Raw genomic sequence first — 22765 nt, forward strand, 5'->3', positions numbered from 1 at the left:
GCGCTCATTTGGAGATAAAAAATCACTGAAGTGTCAATTAAATCCTACACTTCAGTGGCTGGCAGTTAAGATGAAATAGCCACCAGCAGTAGGTTAAATTAAATTTTACCGACGAGATCTAATGATGGTGCTAGCGTCTCAGCACCTGGCTGCCATGCTGCAGGGCACACCTCACCATCATGAGTCGCTACATATTGAGCTGCTTGAATTTTACGCACTAACTCAGCTGCACTACGGCCAATCCCTAAATCATGAACCTCACTCACTTTAATTTGACCTTCAGGGTTAATCACAAAAGTGCCGCGTAGTGCTAAGCCATCTTCCTCAATCATCACGCCGAAATGACGAGTGATAGTCCCTGTTGGATCACCAATCATTGGATACTGAATTTTGTTGATGGTATCAGAAGTATCGTGCCAAGCTTTATGAGTAAAATGGGTGTCCGTAGAGACAGAGTAAACCTCAACACCCATCCCTTGTAATTTCTCGTAATGATCAGCAATGTCACCAAGTTCAGTTGGACATACAAATGTAAAATCAGCTGGATAAAAGAAAACAACTGACCACTTCCCTAGTAAATCTTGTTCTGTAACAGGGACAAACTCGCCCTTATGGAATGCCGTTGCAGAGAAAGGCTTGATGTCAGTATTGATGATAGATTGGTTCATTTAACGCTCCGTAAAAGTAATTAATTCACCTGACATAATGTGCAGCTGTCAGTTTATTTTCGATGTGAAGATAATAACGAGGAACTTAAATTAATTATAACGAGTAAAATCTATCATTCTAATCGATTTATTAGAATGGTGAGTAACAGAAAAATATAACCAACACCAGGTAGCACTATAACCAGCCTAGATACAGTTACACCCAATGGTCGAATCGAGTTAACGAACGGCCTAAGGTAAAATCTAATTGCTGAGATAGGCAGTGAGCTTTAGCTTTCATGCCACTGATGCTGAGTTCTTTTTTCACCTTGCTAGCCAATACTACCCAGTTACCACCGCCGGTCAAACAAGCCCTAACATCGTCAAAGTGTAACTGCAATAAACTTAACAAAGTACGATTTTGGCTGTGTTCTTTCCAACAATTTAAGACAAGATACCCATCTGCTTTAATCATTGCTGCTGCATTTTTAATAAAACACTCAGACAATTGGCTCTCATCTACCCCATCTGCACCATAAATATCAGCAAAGATGACATCGACTTTCTTATGATCTGCTTGTGCTAAAAACTCTGCGGCATCTTGATGAATAAGCGTCAACTTTTTACCTATCGGCAATTGAAAAAATCGTTTCGCTATGTCGATCACGTCAGATCTTAACTCAACTGCCGTCACCTTAATGCCAGTATCGTAATGACGGAGTGCATGGATCAATCCTCCCCCCCCTAAGCCAAGCATGATCACTCGCTTAGGTTTGATAAAAAGTAATACCAATAACATGGCTTGCAGGTAAGTATGTTGCGGTAAATGAGGTTCAGCTTTAAGTAATTTGCTTTGTTCATCGTTGTCGCCAAAAGAGAGCACGCGCATATGCTTATCCTCTAACACTAACAAAGGTCCATACGCATCTTCACTCTGATACAATGTTTTAAATTCTGACATGACGGCACACTCCAAAAAATTAGCAGCCTAGTATGCCCTAAAACACACACAAAAATAGCAATAAAGCAATCCAATTATCTAACAATAAAGCACTGCACATGAGTAATAGGTTTGAGATACATGCGAAGGATCGTGGAGCGGATTGTAAACACTGATGACGGCAGCGTAGCCTTAATATCTGGAATCGAAGAGTATTGGCAGCTTAGTCGTTATCTCGATAATGACATTGCCGCTGCAATTTTCATTCAATAACAGGCTTGTTATCACAATCAAATAAACGGCAAAAAAAAAGGAGTGCTCAAATTAAGCACCCCTATGTCTAAAGGTGGATGACTATATTCTAACAACTTACTTTCAATCATTTAAACTTAACTTAATCAGTCACGAAACTAAGTAAGCTCAACGGCATAAAAATAAAATCTAGCTAACTTGATTGAATATAACGCTAGCGCTAGCAAACATCCTTTACTTGACAAAACTTCACTTTGGTATAAAAGGTTCAGTATATAAATTAACAAAAATAGAGAGACAGGCTAATCCCTAGTAAATTTAGGTATACGCACTAATAACCCACTAGCTTCAACAAGAAATACATGCGCACTGAATAAGCCACGTTAATACTGATACTAAGTTAACTTTTCATTCAGACCTAACTCAGATCTAAAAGCTAAACCTAACATCTGCACTATACAACTACCTCAACTGTGGACCAGACAATGAGATATATGACCGACAAAATACTGCAACTATTCCTTTGGTGTTGTTAAAAATAGCGGTAAAACCCAGGGTAAAGTTTGAATTAAAAGTTAAGCTAATTGCTAAACTTACCGAGTTAACCTGTCTGACCACAAATTTACAACTTTAGATTATCTCAGGTCATAATAATAACATGATGAAAAGATGATTCCCTTTACTTTCAATAGATTATAAAAAACCAAAAAACTATCTTTATTGTTACTTCTCATTTACTTAATGATTTTTATCAATCTAAACACTGAACCTAAACACTGATAGTCATTACAAATATGTTATTTTATCAAGTATGGCCATAACAAATATGGGATACCATCGGGCGAGCATCAATCTGGTGCAACAGCCACAAGATTCAATACCGATTGGTTAGTGCATAACATTATCGAGTAATTCAAAAATACCCCCAGCCAAAGGCCGCGGTAAGAAACAAAAGATGAATGCAATGATAACACTGATTGTATTGTTCCAGTGGCTAGCTGCAGTATTTGATGACTCATATCCCTCAATCTAAACACTGCTTAATTTTGATGCCCTTTAATATCAAAAATCATCATAGGCAACAATAGCAGTTACAATAATAACTTAGCTAATCAGACAAAAAGGAATGATGATGGCGGGTTTAATGAGAGCATGGCTATCGGGGAAGCAAGGTTGCTAGGAAATGATTATAATAACAGCTGAAATTATCACTTCCCATTAACAAGCCAATATCTGGATATAAAAATATCAAGCATGTGCTCAGTTTGAGCACATGCTTAAACATGTAACATTAACCCATCATCATAGCGATTCTCTCTTGATTACAAGGCCATGAGCCACAGCCTAGAGTTCTTATTTCCTCTTCTGTATTCTCTTCCTGCTCAGACTCGTCATATTTAGTTTGATTTGGATTTTTCTCTAAAACAAATTGACTCCCCATGTGTCTCACAGCGGTATCATTGACAGCTGTCGCAGCAAAAGTCGCCACAGTGCACACTAAAGCAGTTTTTAACAACAAACTCATTGTTGGAGTTTTCATTTTTATATTTTATCCTTGATTCATTGACTCGCACCTTAATACCTATTTATAAGGTATAAGGTATAAAATGGTTTTATCACCATTAGCTTGTCTCACTGGCTATTTCACTGGCTAGTAAACTACTCGCTAACAGCCTTAAATGCAGCATAAAAAAGTGATGAAATAAATCACTTTAAATTTCAATACTTTAAATAATTTAAATGTTATCAGAAAACGCTTTTAGCTGTCATCAAGCCTACTCATCGAGCTTAACAATGTTAGTATTGCTCTCATGATATACCCCCAAATACATATTTTCCTCACCATCCACGGCAATCGAAAGGGTTTTTTTACCCTTAAGGGCATTAATACTCACCACCTCTCCAGTATCTAGCTTCACACGGTCGATAACGGTACTACCGCCACGATAGGCTAAGTTATAAGCATAATCACCAACTAACATCCATGACATGTCAGTCATAACATTAAACTCTGGTTGAACCAGTTTTACTTCACCATTTTGCAACGTCCACAGACCATTTTTCAACCTTTTAGTAAAATATAGCTGCCCAGTATTAGAAAACTGACCATAATCAACCCCCTCAACTAAAACCTCAAATACTTTCCCCGAGTTAATATCAACTAACCTCAGTGAAGGTTTACCTAAACTATCAAATGTCGCTATAATTGTATGCTTATCTGGCCCCCAGGACACACCAAACACTTGATGCTCACCTTGAATATCAATATTGTGAATTGTAGCGCTCTCAATATTATAAATAAAAGCTTGGCGGTTATTTCGCCCCAATATCTGGGTGCCATCGGCAGAAAAATGAATATCCCGTATAAAGCTGATATCGGTAAAATGGGTCAGTTGCACCTCAGGGCCTCTTTTGGGTTTTAACCACACTTGCGGCGTACCGGTGCGGGTGGAGATAAAAACTACATATTTGCCATCTAAACTAATCGCTGGGCGCGCATCAGTGCCATTGGAGGCGATAAAGCGAGAAAAGTTGAATGCTTGCTCACCATCTTCCACTCTTTCAACTTGCTTAACCTTAAAAGGTGAGGCTAATCGCCACACCTCAGCATCAAACAATTTACCCAACACCGCCACAGTATCACCATTTTGATTTGAAATCGGTGAGATAATCGGTTGCAATATATTGGTTAACTGAGTGTGAGTGTGCAACTCAATATTATAACGCGTTAACTGGGCATTTTCAGCGCGGTAAATGAGTGACTCACTGTCCCCGCTCCAGGCCACTGAGTATAAACCTAAATCGAGGGTAAACAACTCTTGCCAGTTACCGGTATCGAGTGACAACAGCATCATTTGCACCTGATACCAGCGCGCGTCTCTCACCACTGCGATATAACGCCCGTTTGGTGACAGGCTTAAAGTATAATCCCCTGTACCAATCGAGTAAGGCTGACTGAGCTGCTTTTTATTGGCGCCATTAATATCGACAGAAAACACCATTCTCTCACTCAAATAATTTTTTTGCTGATCTTGGTCGGTATAATAAATACTCTTACCCGAAGGGTGCCAGGCAATCCCCGTACTTTGAATCATACTTTGACAATCGGTTACCTTACTTATCTCACCAAACTGACCTTGATGTAAACTCACTCGATTGATTTGACAACCGCCAGCGAGATTAAACGACAGGTAGGCCAATTGACTGCCATCTGGGCTAAAGGCGGGGTAGCCTTGGCTGTCGAGCGGATCGTTCAGTAATGTTATTTCACGGGATGTTAGATCCATTAATGTGATATGCCAGTTTTTTGCACCTAACTCACGCCTAGCAAAGCTTAAGTACTTGCCGTCAGGTGACAGCACCGGAGAGAGTTTTTGGTTATCAGTGTACGTCAAACGGGTCAGCTGAGTATCGATAACCCCTTTGGGCTCTATAGGTGTGTGGCCAAATTGATACACGCTAAATAACAATAAACACAAGAGTACCGTCAGCAATAAGCCTGCTTTACCGGCATGCTGGTATAAGGTGGCAAACACATTTCGTTTCAAGACGTGGCGTTTATGCTCAGGCGTATTAAGCTCAGATCCGGCAATCACTTCAGTGATAAATTTTTCGTGTTTGGTCACCTCTTGAATTAAGGTGACAGGCGCGATTAATATATAGCCTATTTTAGGTAAGGTTTTGATGAAGCTTGGCTTCTTAGCATTATCACCTAATTGATTACGTAATAGCCCAATAATGCGATTTATGGCGTTATCGGACACTTCACCGCCTGACCAGACTTCATTGAGCAACATATCCCGACTAACCGGTTCACCTGCGTGGTTTATCAGGCACAATAGCACCTGCATAGCCCGCAACTCGACTTTGAGTACATTATCTTGATTGAGAATGGTGCATTGGCCTGGATCGACGACTCTATCTGCCAATCGATACCGATTTTGCTTTAACATGAATGGTCCGTTTTATTAGCTTGATAAATAGACATAACCACCTGCAAGTCGAAAGTACAGGTAAACACCTTAAATTAGAACAAGATACGAGACTTAAATCAATGTAATTAATATTAAATTTCTTCATTACCGTTAACTGAGTAACAAGATTATTGATTTTTACTTGCCCATCCTTCCCTCAAACAGGTATCTTGGCAGCGCATTTTTACTGAGGCACTCTTCATGTCTGATTTTATCTACTGCCCCCCCACACTCCCTTGGCTTGACATTCTTTATCAAGATAAGGACATTATCGTTATTGATAAACCGTCAGGTTTACTCTCTGTCCCTGGCCGAGATCCAGCCCACAAAGACAGTGTTTACGCTCGTGTCTTGGCTGAATATCCGAACGCACAAGTCGTTCACAGGCTCGACATGGCGACATCTGGTGTGATTGTATTAGCACTTAGACGTAATGCCGAAAAAGAGTTAAAAAGGCAATTTAGGGATAGGGAAACCAAGAAAACCTACTACGCGCGCGTTGCTGGCCATATAAAGCACACTACCGGCACTGTTGAGCTGCCACTTATCTGTGACTGGCCCAACCGCCCAAAACAAAAAGTCGACCATTTGCTAGGTAAACCTTCACTGACCCATTATGAGGTTATCAGCAAAGCGGCACGCTCAACCTTAGTTAAACTCACCCCAATCACGGGGCGTTCTCATCAATTACGCGTCCATATGCTCTCCATAGGGCATCCAATATTAGGCGATAATTTTTATGCCGATCCGCTCGCTAAATCTTTAGCCAGTCGATTGCTGCTACATGCACAAGCATTAACCATTAAACAGCCCTACTCAGGAAAAGAACTCAGCTTTACTAGTCAAGCTAGTTTTATCGAGCCTGATCCAGAGCAATAATCCGCTAATAAAACCGTAATGTGTGTACGCAATTCAACCTAAATATGAATGATTAATTTTTAGATTTATATATAGATTAGCTAACAATTATCACTTTTTAATGGCTATTTACTAATTAGTTGAGTAAGTTAATGGTCAATATTTAATTTATTAAGCTGTTTACTATGGATGCATCATATCAAAGAGATCAACTCGACAATCAAATTTTATCTGCATTAATGAGCGAGGCAAGAACACCGTTTGCCGAATTAGCTAAACGCTTTAGCGTGAGTGCAGGCACCATACATGTACGCGTTGAAAAGATGAAGCAAGCAGGGATCATCACTGGCGCTCAAATTACCGTCGATCCTCGCGCCCTAGGTTATGACGTATGTTGCTTTATCGGCATCAATTTAAAAAGTGCTGGTGATTACCCCGCCGCGATCTCTAAACTCAATGCGTTAGAAGAAGTCGTCGAAGCCTACTACACAACTGGCAATTACAGCATATTTGTCAAAGTCATGTGCCAATCCATCGATGGCTTACAGCATGTGCTGATTAATCGCATTCAATCGATTGATGAAATTCAATCAACGGAAACCCTAATCAGCCTTCAAAATCCAATCGTGAGAGCCGTTAAACCATAAAGTCAACATTAAGTAAAGCGTTTCCTCTCTGATCTAGACTCAAAAAATATAAATACAACTTACCTCTATAAAAATATTAATTATGTGAAGCTTTTGTGTTACAAGATACTTTGAAACATCATAGTAACAACAAAAAATACAAACATATAATTATAACAATAGTATAGCACTCAAAGTGCTATGCATTTAGTTGACAAGGAAGAAGTTGTGAGAACAAAACTATCGATAGCTGTAACAGCCGCACTGGTATCTAGTACTGCTATGGCAAGCAGTGAATTTACTGTGAATAAATTCTCTCCAGAAATTACGTCTGTAAACGCTTATAAAAAAAACCAAGTATCAAATTTAAAGATTTCATCACCACAACGATTTATTGTTGAGCTAGAATCGCCAGCCATTGCTAAATACCAAGGTGGCATACTAAGTTATTCAGCTACTGCACCAGTAAAGAAAGGTCAACGCGTTGATACTCAATCCGCCCACGCTAAACATTACGCAAGTCATCTGCACAATGAGCAACAAGCCTTTAAATCATCTCTATCGAAAATGGCTTCTAACGCTAAAGTTGAACGTAACTTTAAAACCCTATTTAACGGGGTAACACTTGTCGGACAAGGATTGTCACTCGAAAAAATCTTAGCGATGCCAGGTGTAAAGTCTGTTTACCCTGAGACCATGTATGAAGCAAACATGGATGCTTCGCATAATGTAATCAATAAAGCTGCAATGTGGCAAGCTGTATCTGGCATGGAAAACGCGGGGAAAGGCATAAGGGTGGCGGTGATTGATGGTGGTATTCGCCCAGAAAACCCCATGTTCTCAGGTGAAGGCTTTGCTAAACCAACAACAAATATGCCAACAGATGACTACTGCTCTACTGTCGATGCGAGTTTCTGTAACGATAAGCTTATTGTCGCACGTTGGTCAGCACCAACGTCACCAGTCTGTAAAGATGAATACATGAGTCCACTTGGTTTCGGTGGGCATGGAACTCACGTCGCAGGCACAGCTGTTGGTAATAGAGTGACAACGATATTTAAAGATATAGAAGTTGAACTATCTGGAGTTGCACCAGCCGCATACTTAATGGCATACAAAACACTTTATTCTAAAGCGGATTGCTCTGGAGGAACTGGTAGTAACATTATGTTAATGGAAGCGTTAGAACATGCAGTTAATGATGGGGCTGACATTATCAACAACTCATGGGGTGGAGGACCAGGTGAAGATCCAGCCAGCAGTCCTTATAAGACGATGTTTGAAGCGGCTGAAGCGGCTGGAGTCATTGTTGTCACCGCAGCAGGAAATGATGGCAACGGTGCTAAAACGATAGGTTGTCCGGCATGCATAGAGTCCGGCATATCTGTTGCTAACAGCACAACAGGTAGGTTCTTTGCCAACTCATTCAATGCCGGCGCAGATGACCTTCTGGCTATAGAAGCAAATAACAACGCTCTAACGGCAGATATTAATGCCCCAATCATAGCCGCTGTTAATCTAGATGCTGAAAATTACCAAGGTTGCTCTGCTTTTCCTGATAATTCTTTTAAAGATAGCATCGCGCTAATATCACGCGGTTCATGTACCTTCTCGATTAAAGCGGCTAACGCAGAAACTGCTGGCGCTAAAGCCATGGTTGTTTATAACAGCAACGCAGGTGCACCGACCAGTATGTTTATGCCTGACGCAATCTTGCCATCCGTAATGATTTCTAACGCTGATGGCACTGCTGTTATTGAATCATTAGGTGAAGAAGTCACCATTGGGGCCATTGCAAAAGAAGTACAACGTGTGGTCTCTAAGTCGTTTACTGATTTAATCAATTCATCAAGCTCCAGAGGGCCAAATGGTAATGGGAATATTCTCAAACCAGACTTAGCCGCACCAGGTACTAATATTTTATCTGCTTTTTCACCTGATGATGGTGGAGAAAATTTCAAGATAATTTCCGGCACGAGTATGGCCAGTCCTCATGTTGCAGGTGCTGCCGCCCTAATGCGACAATTACACCCTAAATGGTCTGCAAATGACATTAAAACGGCATTGACCTCTACTGCACATATGGATGGTGTGCTTGATGACGATGCTATAACACCTGCATCACCTTTTGCTATGGGCGCAGGTCGCATGGATCTCGACGCTGCCGCTAAAGCCGTGTTAACATTTGATAAGCCATCGGTGGCTTCTGACTTATGCGTGGGGTCTTGTACTTTCACTCGTACAGTCTATAACAAGAGCGAAGATACAACTTCATGGACCCTTTCTGCATCATCTGAAAGTGCTGGGGTTAGTGTTTACCCATCAACTCTTGAGCTAGCACCCGGTGATTCCGCTGAGTTTACCGTTGTTGTGGATTCTGCTTTCTCTGAATATGGTGCTTGGATCTTTGGTAACGTAATGATTAAGAGCAATGAAGGCAGGCAAGATGCACACCTACCTTTAGCTATCATGGCCAAAGAATCGAGTGACTCATCACTGATTTCTACAATGACCACTGCCACTGATATTAAAGCAAGTGATGCATTTCCAATTAAGGCTATAGTTAACAACTTTATTTTCGAAAATACAGTCACAATGACAGCCAAAGCACCCGAAGGAACAACATTAACTTCTACAGACGATGTTAATGTCTCTATGAATGGTGCTCAACAAAATGGTTTTGACATCAATGAAAAATTAGGCCTAATCACTTGGGTCGGTAAAATGAATTTACCTAAAATGTCTTTTATCAAAAATAGCAAGAGTTTCCCGAGCATCATCAAGTCAGGAACAATACCTTTGGTTTGTAACGATGGTTGTGATGACACTGCGATAACCTTGAAGAACCTTTCATCATTTAAATACCACGATAATACTTATGACAGTATTACCATAAATGCTAATGGTTTAGCAGTCGTGGGTGGCGGAGAGACACCTAATTCTTATGCAAATAAAGAATTACCGAGTGATTCACTCCCTAACAATATCATGGCACCATTCTGGTCAGACTTTGATCTTTCAGACACATCGGGCACAGATACTGGTGGTGGAGATATGGCTGTCGCCGAAGTTACTGGCGCTGATGGAACGGTTTGGCTTGTACTTGAGTGGAAAGATGCACAGCTATACAAGGATGACACTAACACTCAATATACCTTTAGTATTTGGATTAAAACAGGTGATGAAGAGTTAGTATTATTTAACTATATAGACGTGCCAAACATGCCTAATAAACTAACCATTGGCGCAGAAAACGACAATGGCTCTGTAGGAACAACACTCTACTTTAATGGTCAAGGAGCTAGGGTAAGCAGTGGTGATTCAATCGCGCTTAATTCGACCGCTGCAGGTCGTGTTGAAATTAGCTATATCGTCAAAACAACTGAACTAAATGCTGGCCAAAATGATGTAGTCGAAGCAGTAGAAGAAGAGAGTATTTTGCTTGATGTATTAGCTAATGATACCAAAGCGGATCAAAAAGTGGCTAAAGCATCTATTACTGGTGATGGTATAACCGCTAATGCCCAACGTTTGATTGACATCATGCCAACTGATAACTTAGGCAACATAAAAATTGCTACTACACCGATAAATGGTACCGCTACGATTAATTCTGAAGGGCAGATTGTCTACCTTCCAAACAAAGATTTTTTTGGCAAAGATAGCTTCACTTATACCTCTGAAGATGCTGATGGAAACACAGGTAATGCCGCAACGGTGAATGTTAATGTGACTAATGTGAACGATGCTCCTGTTGTTAGCCCTACAAATGTCACCGTGGTAGAGAATACATCTGTAACCGTGAATGCTAATGGAACTGATGTTGACGGTGATGAGCTAACTTATACTTGGACTCAAAATCACGGTACAAACGTCGCGTTCAATTCTATCAATAATGGTGCAAGCATTAACTTTACGGCTCCCACAGGAGCGGAGGTTCTGACTTTCTCTGTTGTTGCAACTGATGGAAAATCAAGCAGCCTTACAGAAAGTGTGAAAATATCATCAACGGTTAAAGAAACCACTCCTGACAGCCCTGATAATACTGACAGTACTGGTAACCCAGACAATACTGGTAACCCAGACAATACTGGCAACCCAGACAATACTGGTAACCCAGACAATACTGGCAACCCAGACAATACTGGTAACCCAGACAATACTGGCAACCCAGACAATACTGGTAACCCAGACAATACTGGTAACCCAGACAATACTGGTAACCCAGACAATACTGGTAGCAGTACTCGCCATTCTGGCGGATCTCTAGGTTGGTTAACTATGCTTCTTCTACCATTTGCAATGGTACGTCGTCGTAAGCATTAATGTTGAGGTTTAACAAACTATAAATGAAAAGGGAGCCTCATCTGCTCCCTTTTCTCTTCATGGTTTTCTCTATTTTAAGACTAGGGTCTCTTTACATTTTGAGCTTAAACTTTGATCAACCCCAATGAGTTTAGTGTAAGGCGTCGGGCGATGAGGTAGTACAGCAAGAAAGCCATTGAGATGAGCCATAGGCAAGGTTTGTTGACCCTTTCTACTACGTTGTCACTTGTTGGTGTAGAATAACTAGACGACACAAGTCCTGTCTTGTATAAAAAATAATGCCTTACAAAGGCAACCATGAAAGATAAACAAACAAACGTAATACAACCTAATCGAAGAATAAAAAATGTGGTTAGCTATATTTCAAACACATTCGTCATCACCTTATAAAGCTCGGTGCCTTGATATACTGAAGCCGACGCAAAGTGAAGAATGGGCACACAATCTTGATTCAGGCTAAGCTGGGTTAACGCTTTGTCTGTTCCATAGAGGTCAATACGCAGAATATTGGCCAAAGGCTCTTTGGCAGCTAAAGGCTCACCAACTTTAGCTAAATATTCAACCATCCCGCCAAGAGGTGAGTGGTATTTTTTATAATCTGTTAAGTGACAAGCATAACGTGGCATATCCACAGGCTCTACTTTCTCTGCAATCACTCCTCGATGACTCAAATAAGCTAGGATACCCATCGCATCGGCCAACGCATCTTCAAGATGAATATTTTCTTGAGAGCCAAGCTCAAGCGTAAAAGCTGAAACAGGCACATCCATCTCTCGCCCTGTTGATTTCATATGTTCACTCAGCTGCCACCAGGGACAAAAAATAGATTCATCCATCGCCCCACCAAAATCATTAGGGATAAGCAAGGTATAAGGAATAGAGAAGTAGGATGCTGCTTGAACGTCGTATTGCGGGCAGTAGAGATGTTTGCATGATTTAGGACCAGTATGCAGATCCAACACAATATCGGCTTGGTGGGCCATCGATTGCAACATAACCGCTTGCTGATGACCGGTAGTGATCCCCCACTCACTTTGTAAACGTGATTGACACGACTCGAGCAAACATTTTTTATAGGCGTGAATTAAATCAGTATCGTTAAGTGTTTTATTGTTCTGATACCAATCCACAAGATCGATATCATGTGCTAAATATTCACGATTCCAATTGACCCCAGTGATAGGATCGAAACGGCCTAAGGTAAACTCACCACTTTTTTGATTAATCCCTAGGGGGTTAGCCAAAGGAACCAAGGTAATATCACCGCAAATATTGTATTGTTCAAGTCGCTTCATGAGCTGATAGATAACCGCATTTCCCTGCACTTCTGCCCCATGAACATTGGCCTGAATATATACACTCGGCCCACTTGCATGCAAAGCTTTAAGCTTAAATATCGGTATAGTTAGGTCTTGACCTGTCGCCAGCTCGCCTATTTTTAACGACTCTTGGAAAACACGCATTATCTATCCTTTAATGTCATTCAGTTTCAAATAGGTTTTTATGCAATGCGCTGACCACTTGAGCCGCTTCAGCTTCCGCCACCAATACACATAAATTATGTGGGCTGGCCCCTTGGCATATCATCCTCACATTATGAGGTTCTAGCACCTCAAACACACGGCGACAAACCCCAGCTGTAGAAGCAATTCTATTGCCAACAATGGCAATTAAAGCCAAACCGTCTTCAACTCTCACTCGACAATGTTGCGACAATTCTTGTAACAGCGCTTCACTCAATAAACCATTGCCAGCTGAATCGGATCCGGTTTTATCTAACGTTAAAGAAACATTAACCTCTGAAGTCGTGATCAAATCGACACTGATTTTATGCCGCGCAAGAGTGGCGAAAGTTTCGGCAAGAAAACCTTGAGCGTGGAGCATCTGCAAACTATGAAGATTGAGTAAAGTTTGATCTCGACGAACAGCAACGGCTCGATACACAGGAACATCTTCAACTTGATGACGTATCCAAGTCCCGCCACGTTCAGGCTCCCAACTTGATCCAACAAATACCTGAATTTTTTGTCTTACCGCAGGTAAAATAGTGGCAGGGTGTAATACTTTAGCCCCAAACGTCGCCATCTCAGCCGCTTCGTTAAAACTGATCTCAGCAATCGGTCTCGCCTCAGGCGCAAGACGAGGATCGGTAGTATAAATACCTGCCACATCAGTCCAAATTTCCACCGCTGTAGCTTTGAGTGCTTCTGCTAGTAATGCCGCAGAATAATCACTGCCACCACGCCCTAACGTAGTCGTTGCACCTAACTCATCGGCACCAATAAACCCTTGAGTAACAATAATTTGTGAAGTAAGTAAAGGAGCAAGATGTTCGGTTGCAAGATGAGCAATGGTTGCAATTTGGGGTTCAGCACGCCCAAAATGGCTATCGGTACGCATGATCTGACGCACATCGAAGGCACTCGCTGTGTTACCTTTCTCTCTCAATACTGCAGCAAAAAGGGCTGACGAGCATTGCTCTCCTTGAGCTAATAGTTCATCTATCGTCGCTTTGCTTCTATGGCAATTTAACGATTCACTTAAGGAGGTAATACGGCTTAACACGGCATCCAATCTGGCTGCCACTTCCTGCGGATTGCCAAGATCGTCTAAAATTTTATATTGAATATGAGCAATTTGCTTAATGAGCTGTTTACTACGTTCATCACTGATATTTTCTTGAGTTAACTCAACAAGTAAATTTGTCACACCGCTAGATGCACTCACTACCACAACGCGAGTATTGGGGTTCGCGATAATAATATCGGCACAGCGACTCATGGCACTGTGATCGGCAACCGATGTACCGCCAAACTTGGCAACAATTAAGGACATTAAACTGCCTCCACAGGAAGTAGACACAGGTAAGAAAAATTATTTTTGAACATTAACATTATCACGCTCCGAACACACTACGTTCGAAGAGCCTGGTGCAAAGATTACGCACCCCATAGAAGGGAAACAGATATCATCACCAGAAGCTCTCCACCAATAAAACGGTGACAATCGATTGGATTCAGCCTAATCGACCGATATTGTGTTATACCAAAAAACATCAATACCTCGGCGTTAATCTCCCTCATAAGCCATCATTAGAGTTTGGACTCCTACAGCTTACTACCTAGCTAACGCTCCTCTTCTGCACATTACCTTGCCGTATAAAAACAAACATGGTTAACATTAGAAAAGTATCAAATTCAGAGTAAACAAGTCAATGACTAAATAAATAATCATCATTAAAGATTCGCCTACCAGTCAACGATAAGGTCGTTACCGTTTTACAGCACTATTATTGAAGCTTCCTATCAAAAAGACGATGTTGGCATACACAAAGAAACAGCCCTCATGGGCAATGCGTAGTAATGATAGCAAACAGCAGTTCAGCAAAAAGCGTACAATTGAGCTGCAAACGTGTATCTTGATAACCCTCATAAAAGCGGTTAATCAACACGCTCATTGACATCATATCTCCCTGTTATCTTCAATAATATTGTGTTCAGTCGAAGTGGAAGCTTGTTTTTTGTGATCTAGGTCACTCTTTTTGAATTTTCACTTTTATTTAAAATCAATAAGTTAGAAAAACAAATGTGACACAGATCACGGCAAAGAGTTTATTTGTTAACATTTCATTTGTTAACAAATGCCTAAAACGAGTACAATAGCTATACTTGGTTCACTGGTCATTGCTAAAATATAGTGACTTTTTTGTTAGCCTAGTATCTAACACTGATAAAGAATCAGTCAGTTTGACTGCATAAAGATGTGAACCAAATAACATTTCGCATTTAATTTTTATTTTTATTTATTATCGTGGGGAACTAAATTCCACTATTATTAATCGAAGTGAATGTAGTCCGCGCTTCTATTGAATGAGGAGCGCATGCGTTAGCTAGTAGAAGTGTATTGTTATATATCAGTCCAGATTTGGAAGCACTTACTAGCACAGTAAATAGTCATCATGACGAGCTCGAGCGTTACAAGTCACGTACGCTTTTAGAACAGAACAGAATTGAATAAATTAGGTAAATTAATATGCAAAATCCGCACATTCTGATCGTAGAAGATGAAGCCGTTACCCGGAACACACTACGAAGTATTTTCGAAGCCGAAGGATATGTGGTAACTGAAGCCAATGATGGCGCTGAAATGCATAAAGCCATGCAGGAAAACAAGATTAACTTAGTCGTTATGGACATTAATCTTCCTGGTAAAAATGGTCTTTTGTTAGCACGTGAACTTCGTGAAATAAACAATATCGGTCTTATTTTCCTAACAGGCAGAGATAACGAAGTTGACAAGATTCTAGGTCTAGAGATAGGTGCTGATGATTACATCACTAAACCTTTCAATCCACGTGAACTAACAATCCGTGCTCGTAACTTATTAACTCGCGTTAATAGCACAGGTATTGAGTCTGAAGAAAAAAGTACTGTTGAATATTATCGTTTCAATGGTTGGAGTCTTGAGATAAACAGCCGTTCTTTAGTTAGTCCACAAGGCGAGTCATATAAACTGCCACGTAGTGAATTTCGCGCGATGCTGCATTTTGTTGAAAACCCAGGCAAAATATTAAGCCGTGCCGATCTTCTTATGAAAATGACAGGTCGTGAACTTAAACCACACGATCGTACAGTGGACGTAACAATACGTCGCATTCGTAAGCATTTCGAAAGCTTATCTGATACACCTGAGATCATCGCAACGATCCATGGTGAAGGTTACCGTTTTTGTGGTAATTTAGAAGTGGCGTAAAGCTCACGCTTATGCTCTTTACGGATAAAAGCCAGTCTAATGACTGGCTTTTTAGTTATTATCCCCTGTAAAATTACTTCAGCTCTCTTTCAAGAAAATCCGCCAGCGAACGATATAGATGGGTTCTTATTTTTTCACCACGCATGGAATGCTTAGATCCAGGATAATCGATCATCTGAAATAGCTTACCCTCATCCTGCAAGACTTTATACATTTTTGTGCTATTTTCGAACAACACATTATCATCCGCCATGCCATGGTACATCAACAACCCTGACTGATAATGCTTCGCATAAGGCATGACACTACTGGCTTCGTAGCCTTTGTTATTTTTATCAGGATGGCCTAAATAACGCTCAGTATAATAAGTATCATATAATGACCAATCAGTCACTGCAGAGCCAGCAATCGCCGCTTTGAAATAATCAGGGGCTTTAAATATCCCCATTAATGCCATATATCCACCATAACTGTGACCATAAAGAGCAATATTATCAGCATCCACATAAGGTAAACTTCTTAAATAATCAACGCCAACTTTCTGATCACTGACTTCAGCCTCACCGAGATGATGATAAATCACATGCTCAAATTTAGTTCCACGATTAGCAGAACCGCGATTGTCCAGTTGAAACACAATAAAACCCTGTTGTAATAGATACTGAGTAAAGTAGTCACTCTCACTCCAACTGTTCACCACAGTCTGAGCGTGGGGACCTCCGTACACCCTAACAACAACCGGATATTTTTTATCTTCACTAAAACCGGTTGGTTTAAACAATCGATATTGTAGCGCTTGACCATCATCGGCCTTTACTTGACCAAACTCAGGAACTTGCCATAGACCAAAGTAAGGATAAAGTGGATGACTCTTATCTACTTTATTCTGCTCAACCCAAGCTAAATGTTGGCCTTTATCTCCATGTAAACTCACTTGAGGTGGCTGTAGCACATTATTGAAATAATCTAGGTACACGGCTTGATTATCAGCAAACACGATAGAATGCATACCCCGCCGTTTGCTAACATCCTGAATTTCTCCTCCAGCTAATGACACACGGTAAAGGTGCTTCTCTACTACCATTTCTTTACGGCCAGTGAAATAAATCCACCCCGCTTTTTCATCGACAAATTCAACCTCGTCAACCACCCACTGGCCTGAGGTTAATGGCGTGATGACTTTGCCATTTAACCCGATTAAATATAGATGTTTATAACCACTACGTTCAGACCCCCAAATAAAGCTATTTTGTTGCTTTAAAAAGTACAAATCATCATTGAGATTAATCCAGGCCTGACTTCGCTCTGCAACAATATTTTTACTACTGCTTACATTATCAATATCAACAATACGTAAGTCGAGCTGCTGCTGATCACGGCTTTGCCATTGGTAAGATAGTCGTTGGCTATCCGGCAGCCACTTTACACGAGGAAGATAGATATCTTGTTCTTTACCTAAGTCAATCCATGCCACCTTATTGTCACTGAGTTTGACAACGCCTAATGCTATTTTTACATTATTTTTCCCCGCATAAGGATAGCGCTGTTCAACTAACTTTATGCCATCAGCATAAATCTCATTACGGGTCACGAGTTCAACATCAGACTCATCAATACGGGTATAAGCAATAGCAGTCTCATCCGGAGCCCACCAGTAGCCAGTCATACGCCCCATCTCTTCTTGAGCAACAAACTCGGCCATGGCATTTTTAATAACACCACCACCATCACTTGTCATCGCCGTTAGCTTCATGTCACTCAAATTAAGAATAAAAAGGTTCTGATCTCGAACAAAAGACACAAAATGTCCTTTTGGTGACAATCTAGCATCGGTAGCAAAACCCTCACCAGTTGGCAGTAATGTCACCTTATTGTCGATTAATGAGTAATAATACAACGCACCAGATGCTGGAATTAATAATGCTTTACTGTCCTCAGACCAAAAGTATTCCATGATCCCTTGACCATAGATCCGTTGACGCTCACGTCTCGCCTTCTCTTCATCGGAAAGCTCACCTATGCTCAACTTATCTGCATCAAGCAAGATAGACTGCTTGCCAGAGGCCACATCCATCTGCCATAAATCATAAAAATGCTGCTTGTCTTTACGCCCCGCTAAATAAGTCACTCTCTTGCCATCGGGAGAGAGTTTTAAGCCCGTAGGGCTAGTACCAGCTAAAGCAGGTGAGGCATTCATACGCTCAATTGGAAGGGGGGTTTTACCCGCTGTCAATAAAAGCGCTTGTGTCTCACTATCCATAAGACCTAGATTCATTTGATTTTGGCTTAACTGAGTATTCACAGATTGAGAGGCTGACACAGGGATTGAAACTAGCATAGGTACCGCCATTAGGGCTGAGGTGATCCATTTTATTGTCATTGTTACTTCCTAGAACTATTACTATTGTTATCTTTCTAATATTCATTGGTCATCGCTGCGCCTTATCTTATCGATTGAGCAGTGACAACTGTCAGTAAATGTCGAATATCATTGTGCCTGAAAATCAAATAAAACAACAACGCTCTATCATCCAACCAAAATCAACGCTGAAAAAAGGCGCGTTCTCAGGTATGATGCGCGGATATTATTAAATAACTGCAAATCTCTATTTAAGAGCTATTGTACTCGTTCGCTCTCAAGTCAATACTTGAATTTGTCATAGGAAATAACATGCAAACCTTGGCTCAAAATCTAGCTTCACAAGAGGTAGATGCCTCTCTGACTCAGCTTATCCACACTTTAGCTAATACCTCAAAAGCAATAAGCCATGCCGTGCGCCATGGCGCACTGGCCGGTGTACTCGGTGCAACTGAGCAAGAGAATGTTCAAGGTGAAACGCAAAAAAAGCTCGATGTGATCACCAATGACATGCTCAAAGAACGCCTAAAAGATGACAATACCGTGCGCGGGTTGGCATCTGAAGAAGAAGATTATATTGTTGAAGTCGGTGATAAAGGTCACTACCTAGTGTGTTTCGATCCCCTCGACGGCTCATCAAATATCGATATAAACTCTTTGGTTGGAACGATTTTCTCGATACTTCCAGCACCCAGTGGTGAGCTCAGTGAAGCGAGCTTTCTGCAAGCAGGACGCAAACAAGTCGCTGCAGGTTATGTCTTGTATGGCCCATCGACTATGCTGGCCTTAACCACAGGTCAAGGTGTTCAACTATTTACGCTAAATCCAGACACCAATGAGTATCTACTGACCAACGACGCCATGAACATCTCTAAAGACACTGGTGAGTTTGCTATCAATATGTCTAATCAGCGTTTCTGGGAAGCCCCTATGCAGACATACATCAGCGATCTGCTACTCGGTTCTATTGGGCCTCGTGAGAAAAACTTCAACATGCGCTGGATTGCCGCCATGGTCGGTGATGTCCACCGTGTTCTATCACGCGGGGGAATTTTCACTTACCCAACAGATAACAAAAATCCACATAAGCCATATAAGCTCAGGTTAATGTATGAAGCTAATCCGATGTCTTTCTTGGTTGAGCAAGCAGGTGGTAAAGCGTCAACTGGTTATGAGAACATCATGGACATTGAACCAAGCGAGATCCACCAGCGCGTAGCCGTGATCTTAGGATCCGCTAACGAAGTTGATGAATGCCTAAGTTACCATGGATTAGATTACAGCAAAGAGCCACTGGTTTAATGTCAAGCTTGACGGTCTATTGACTTTCGTTAATTTGAGTTTTTCTCAAAACATCAAAAAAAGTAAAGAGATCTCACAACATACAGGGACAAAGCGTCGTTATTTACGACGCTTTGTCTATCAATAACGATGATAGAATTGGCCATCTGCATAAGCAAGCGACTAAGACGATATTCTCAGTCTCCTAATGACCTTTACTGACGCTTATCGACCTTTCTCTGTGGCATCGACAATCGTTAACACCGCGGTGTCACCCACTACGTTACATGAGGTCAATACCATGTCTATCAACCTATCTAACGCTGCAACAATAGCAAACGCTTCAATCGGTAATCCCATTTGATGAATAAGCACGCCTATCATCACCATTCCACCGCCTGGTACACCACCCGCCCCAACTGAAAGTAGGAAGATACTGAACAGTAACGCTGGTAGCTGTTCTGTCGAAATCGGCGCACCAAAGGCATTGGCCACAAAGAAAATAGCAATGGTGATGTAGATAGATACACCGCCCATGTTCATCGTCGCACCGAGCGGCACACCAAAACCTGCAATAGAACGCTTCACACCCAACTTGTCGGTTAAGGTTCTCATTGTCACTGGAATGGTCGCATTTGAACTCGCTGTAGAAAGCGAAAACAAAATTTGCTCGCGAGTTTTAGCACGGAATTCTTTGGCTGAAACGGATGTAAAGGCACCAACAGCAATTGGATAAACGATAAATATCCAAGCAGTTAACAGGCCTAAAATAACCACCAAATATTCTAATACACTGGCAAAAATATCAGCCTCAAGTGTGGCTCCCAGTTTTAGCATCAAAGCAAACACACCAATAGGGGCAAGCTGCATCACCACAGTAATCAGCTTCATCATCAACTTATTACTTTCCTGAAAACCTTGTTGTAATAAAGGCACTGCATCACCAAGAGACTTGATAACGCCACCGACTAACAAAGCCATGAAGATAACTTGCAACATATTACCTGATGTAAACGCAGCGACTGGATTACTAGGCACAATATTAACCACTAATTGCACCAAGTTAGGTAATTCTGTTGCAACAATATGCGCATCAATGCCACCAGACATATCCACGCCATGTCCCGGCTCTAATAATAGCGCCACAACCAATGCCGCAAAGATAGCAACAAGCGTGTTAATAATATAAAAACCGAAGGTTTTTCCACCTAATCGGCCAAAACTTTTCAAATCTTTAAGCTCTAAAACCCCACATACAATACTGACAAACACCAAAGGGACCACTAGCATCATGATCATATTAACGAACATGGTACCAACACCCGTTGACATTTCAACGATTGTGCCTGAGAAAAACCCAATATCTTTTAAAAAATATTGGATAATAGAACCTAAAATTAACCCGGAAAACAGACCAATAAAGATCCGTGTTGAAAGTGATTTAGTCATTTACTTGCCTTCAAATTAGTACGTCTTGTAACAACTTTTAATAAACTAACCTCTAATACATTGAGTATTAATGCCTTTTCACCAAAAGAAGTACTCTATTTTGACAAAGATAGTGAATCAAACAAGGAGTAATTTCAATGTCTATCACTATCAAGATAGTGACAACATAAATACAACCAGACTAAATAACTATAAATAACAAAAACCTAACTAATTATACAAAGACAATAAAAAACCAAAGTTTTACAAAATAAACGTAAACCAAACAAGGATAACAGATGAATCATCATAAAAATAAAATAAAGAGCCATCTAAAATATGTAAACGAAGTTAAAGCACTTAAAATGTGACATTGGGCAGTTGCAAAGGTTAATTGATATACGCAAGCGTTAACTCACACCGTCTAAAACCTAGCTTATAACTCAAACAAATCTAACGCTAAGTCGTGAGACAACATATGTTCTTGTTGTAGCGTATGGTGCTGAGTTTTCATTATGTCGAATGCTAATTGGCATTGTTTAGGCAGTTGAGCTTTGGCCTCAAGATAGGTGATTGCCCCTTTTTGATCAAACCACTCCTGTTCAACCCCTGCTAGCTGTTTATTCTGCCTAATTTTAATCGCTTGTTCGCACTCTAGTGGGGAGAGCCAATACTGGGCACCGCTGGTCATGGCTATCTGTATTCCTGCGGGATCTAAATCGCTAAAACAAATCAACTGATGATGGTCAAACCGTCTAAAAAGCTCATAGGCCATCCCCGTTTGCTGCCCAGCGTGAACATCGCCGCGATATATCCACAACGCCTCCTTTAAACTGCTAGGTATCTTTAATGACGCTAGATTCGCCATAAGCGTTAGGTTTTCGACCAACACTATCTGCCGATGTTCGATGGAGATAATCTCATGCGCTTTTATCGAAAGCCCTAACGAGGTAAAAGGTGATTTGGTATACACCTCGCCATTGAGTCTAAAATCATCAAGAGTATTAATCAGCACGAAATCACGACTCACCGGGTAGCTATTTAACTTCTCGTCTTTATGAGTATTGGCAATATGCTCTCGGCTCTTTTTATCAGGATAGGGGCTTAACAGATCTAAGCAATCCTTAAGTCTGACAGATTCTATCAATGACAATCGATCCATAAAGGTAAAGCTAAGATAACCCTTATCTTCGGTACCAAAACCATATTCATCACGTAAAACTTTAAGATATTTTATGTCATCAATTTTAACTTTGCCTCCAGTGGGCATCTCACGCAGCAAATCTTGAGTAGACTTAAATATTTTTGCTTTCAAAATCATC

15 protein-coding genes and 1 riboswitch are annotated in these 22765 nt (G+C 40.9%); of the genes, 6 read left to right on the forward strand and 9 right to left on the reverse strand.

What is annotated here, in order from left to right; genetic code table 11:
- Window positions 1-98: 98 nt before the first annotated feature.
- Complete coding sequence (ahpC, locus tag HQQ94_RS19745; protein WP_173296027.1) at window positions 99-668, reverse strand: alkyl hydroperoxide reductase subunit C; 570 nt, start codon at window positions 666-668, stop codon at window positions 99-101.
- Between the two features lie 196 nt (window positions 669-864).
- Window positions 865-1608, reverse strand: a complete 744-nt coding sequence (locus HQQ94_RS19750; protein WP_173296028.1) for a spermidine synthase — start codon at window positions 1606-1608, stop codon at window positions 865-867.
- A gap of 120 nt (window positions 1609-1728) precedes the next feature.
- Between HQQ94_RS19750 and HQQ94_RS22920 the strand changes: the two genes are divergently transcribed.
- Entirely contained in the window at window positions 1729-1860 is a 132-nt protein-coding gene (locus HQQ94_RS22920) for a hypothetical protein (RefSeq protein WP_302051859.1), read from the forward strand.
- Window positions 1861-3130: 1270 nt separating this feature from the next.
- Here HQQ94_RS22920 and HQQ94_RS19755 read toward each other — a convergent pair.
- Window positions 3131-3379: a hypothetical protein gene (locus HQQ94_RS19755; protein WP_173296029.1), complete on the reverse strand. Its 249-nt coding sequence runs from the start codon at window positions 3377-3379 to the stop codon at window positions 3131-3133.
- Between the two features lie 235 nt (window positions 3380-3614).
- Window positions 3615-5792 (reverse strand): winged helix-turn-helix domain-containing protein, encoded by a 2178-nt coding sequence (locus HQQ94_RS19760; protein ID WP_173296030.1) that lies wholly within the window; start codon window positions 5790-5792, stop codon window positions 3615-3617.
- A gap of 222 nt (window positions 5793-6014) precedes the next feature.
- Here HQQ94_RS19760 and rluA point away from each other — a divergent pair, with 222 nt between their 5' ends.
- The 3 genes from rluA (at window position 6015) to HQQ94_RS19775 (ending at window position 11623) form a co-directional block, all read left to right on the forward strand.
- Window positions 6015-6692: a bifunctional tRNA pseudouridine(32) synthase/23S rRNA pseudouridine(746) synthase RluA gene (gene rluA, locus HQQ94_RS19765; RefSeq protein WP_173296031.1), complete on the forward strand. Its 678-nt coding sequence runs from the start codon at window positions 6015-6017 to the stop codon at window positions 6690-6692.
- Window positions 6693-6856: 164 nt separating this feature from the next.
- Entirely contained in the window at window positions 6857-7318 is a 462-nt protein-coding gene (gene asnC, locus HQQ94_RS19770) for a transcriptional regulator AsnC (protein WP_173296032.1), read from the forward strand.
- Between the two features lie 207 nt (window positions 7319-7525).
- Complete coding sequence (locus HQQ94_RS19775) at window positions 7526-11623, forward strand: S8 family serine peptidase (protein WP_173296033.1); 4098 nt, start codon at window positions 7526-7528, stop codon at window positions 11621-11623.
- 356 nt (window positions 11624-11979) lie between these two features.
- Here HQQ94_RS19775 and HQQ94_RS19780 read toward each other — a convergent pair whose 3' ends face one another.
- Together HQQ94_RS19780 and lysC are read right to left on the reverse strand one after the other, a co-directional pair.
- The gene (locus HQQ94_RS19780) at window positions 11980-13086 is read right to left on the reverse strand and encodes a succinylglutamate desuccinylase/aspartoacylase family protein (protein WP_173296034.1); all 1107 of its coding nucleotides are present in this window, start codon (window positions 13084-13086) and stop codon (window positions 11980-11982) included.
- A gap of 16 nt (window positions 13087-13102) precedes the next feature.
- Window positions 13103-14458 (reverse strand): lysine-sensitive aspartokinase 3, encoded by a 1356-nt coding sequence (lysC, locus tag HQQ94_RS19785; protein WP_173296035.1) that lies wholly within the window; start codon window positions 14456-14458, stop codon window positions 13103-13105.
- 135 nt (window positions 14459-14593) lie between these two features.
- Window positions 14594-14770: riboswitch (Lysine riboswitch) on the reverse strand.
- An 885-nt stretch (window positions 14771-15655) separates the two neighbouring features.
- On the opposite strand from lysC, the gene arcA reads away from it, so the two are divergent.
- Window positions 15656-16375, forward strand: coding sequence for a two-component system response regulator ArcA (gene arcA / locus HQQ94_RS19790; protein ID WP_173296036.1), 720 nt, complete (start codon window positions 15656-15658; stop codon window positions 16373-16375).
- Between the two features lie 73 nt (window positions 16376-16448).
- Here arcA and HQQ94_RS19795 read toward each other — a convergent pair whose 3' ends face one another.
- Window positions 16449-18755, reverse strand: a complete 2307-nt coding sequence (locus tag HQQ94_RS19795; protein ID WP_173296037.1) for a S9 family peptidase — start codon at window positions 18753-18755, stop codon at window positions 16449-16451.
- Between the two features lie 291 nt (window positions 18756-19046).
- Between HQQ94_RS19795 and HQQ94_RS19800 the strand changes: the two genes are divergently transcribed.
- The gene (locus HQQ94_RS19800) at window positions 19047-20036 is read left to right on the forward strand and encodes a class 1 fructose-bisphosphatase (protein ID WP_173296038.1); all 990 of its coding nucleotides are present in this window, start codon (window positions 19047-19049) and stop codon (window positions 20034-20036) included.
- A 204-nt stretch (window positions 20037-20240) separates the two neighbouring features.
- Here the strand turns inward: HQQ94_RS19800 and HQQ94_RS19805 are convergent, their stop codons facing one another.
- Complete coding sequence (locus tag HQQ94_RS19805; RefSeq protein WP_173296039.1) at window positions 20241-21464, reverse strand: dicarboxylate/amino acid:cation symporter; 1224 nt, start codon at window positions 21462-21464, stop codon at window positions 20241-20243.
- Between the two features lie 415 nt (window positions 21465-21879).
- Window positions 21880-22758: a hypothetical protein gene (locus tag HQQ94_RS19810; RefSeq protein WP_173296040.1), complete on the reverse strand. Its 879-nt coding sequence runs from the start codon at window positions 22756-22758 to the stop codon at window positions 21880-21882.
- Between the last annotated feature and the right edge of the window lie 7 nt (window positions 22759-22765).

The sequence above is a fragment of the Shewanella sp. VB17 genome (assembly GCF_013248905.1).
In the GTDB taxonomy this organism is placed as follows: Bacteria; Pseudomonadota; Gammaproteobacteria; order Enterobacterales; family Shewanellaceae; genus Shewanella.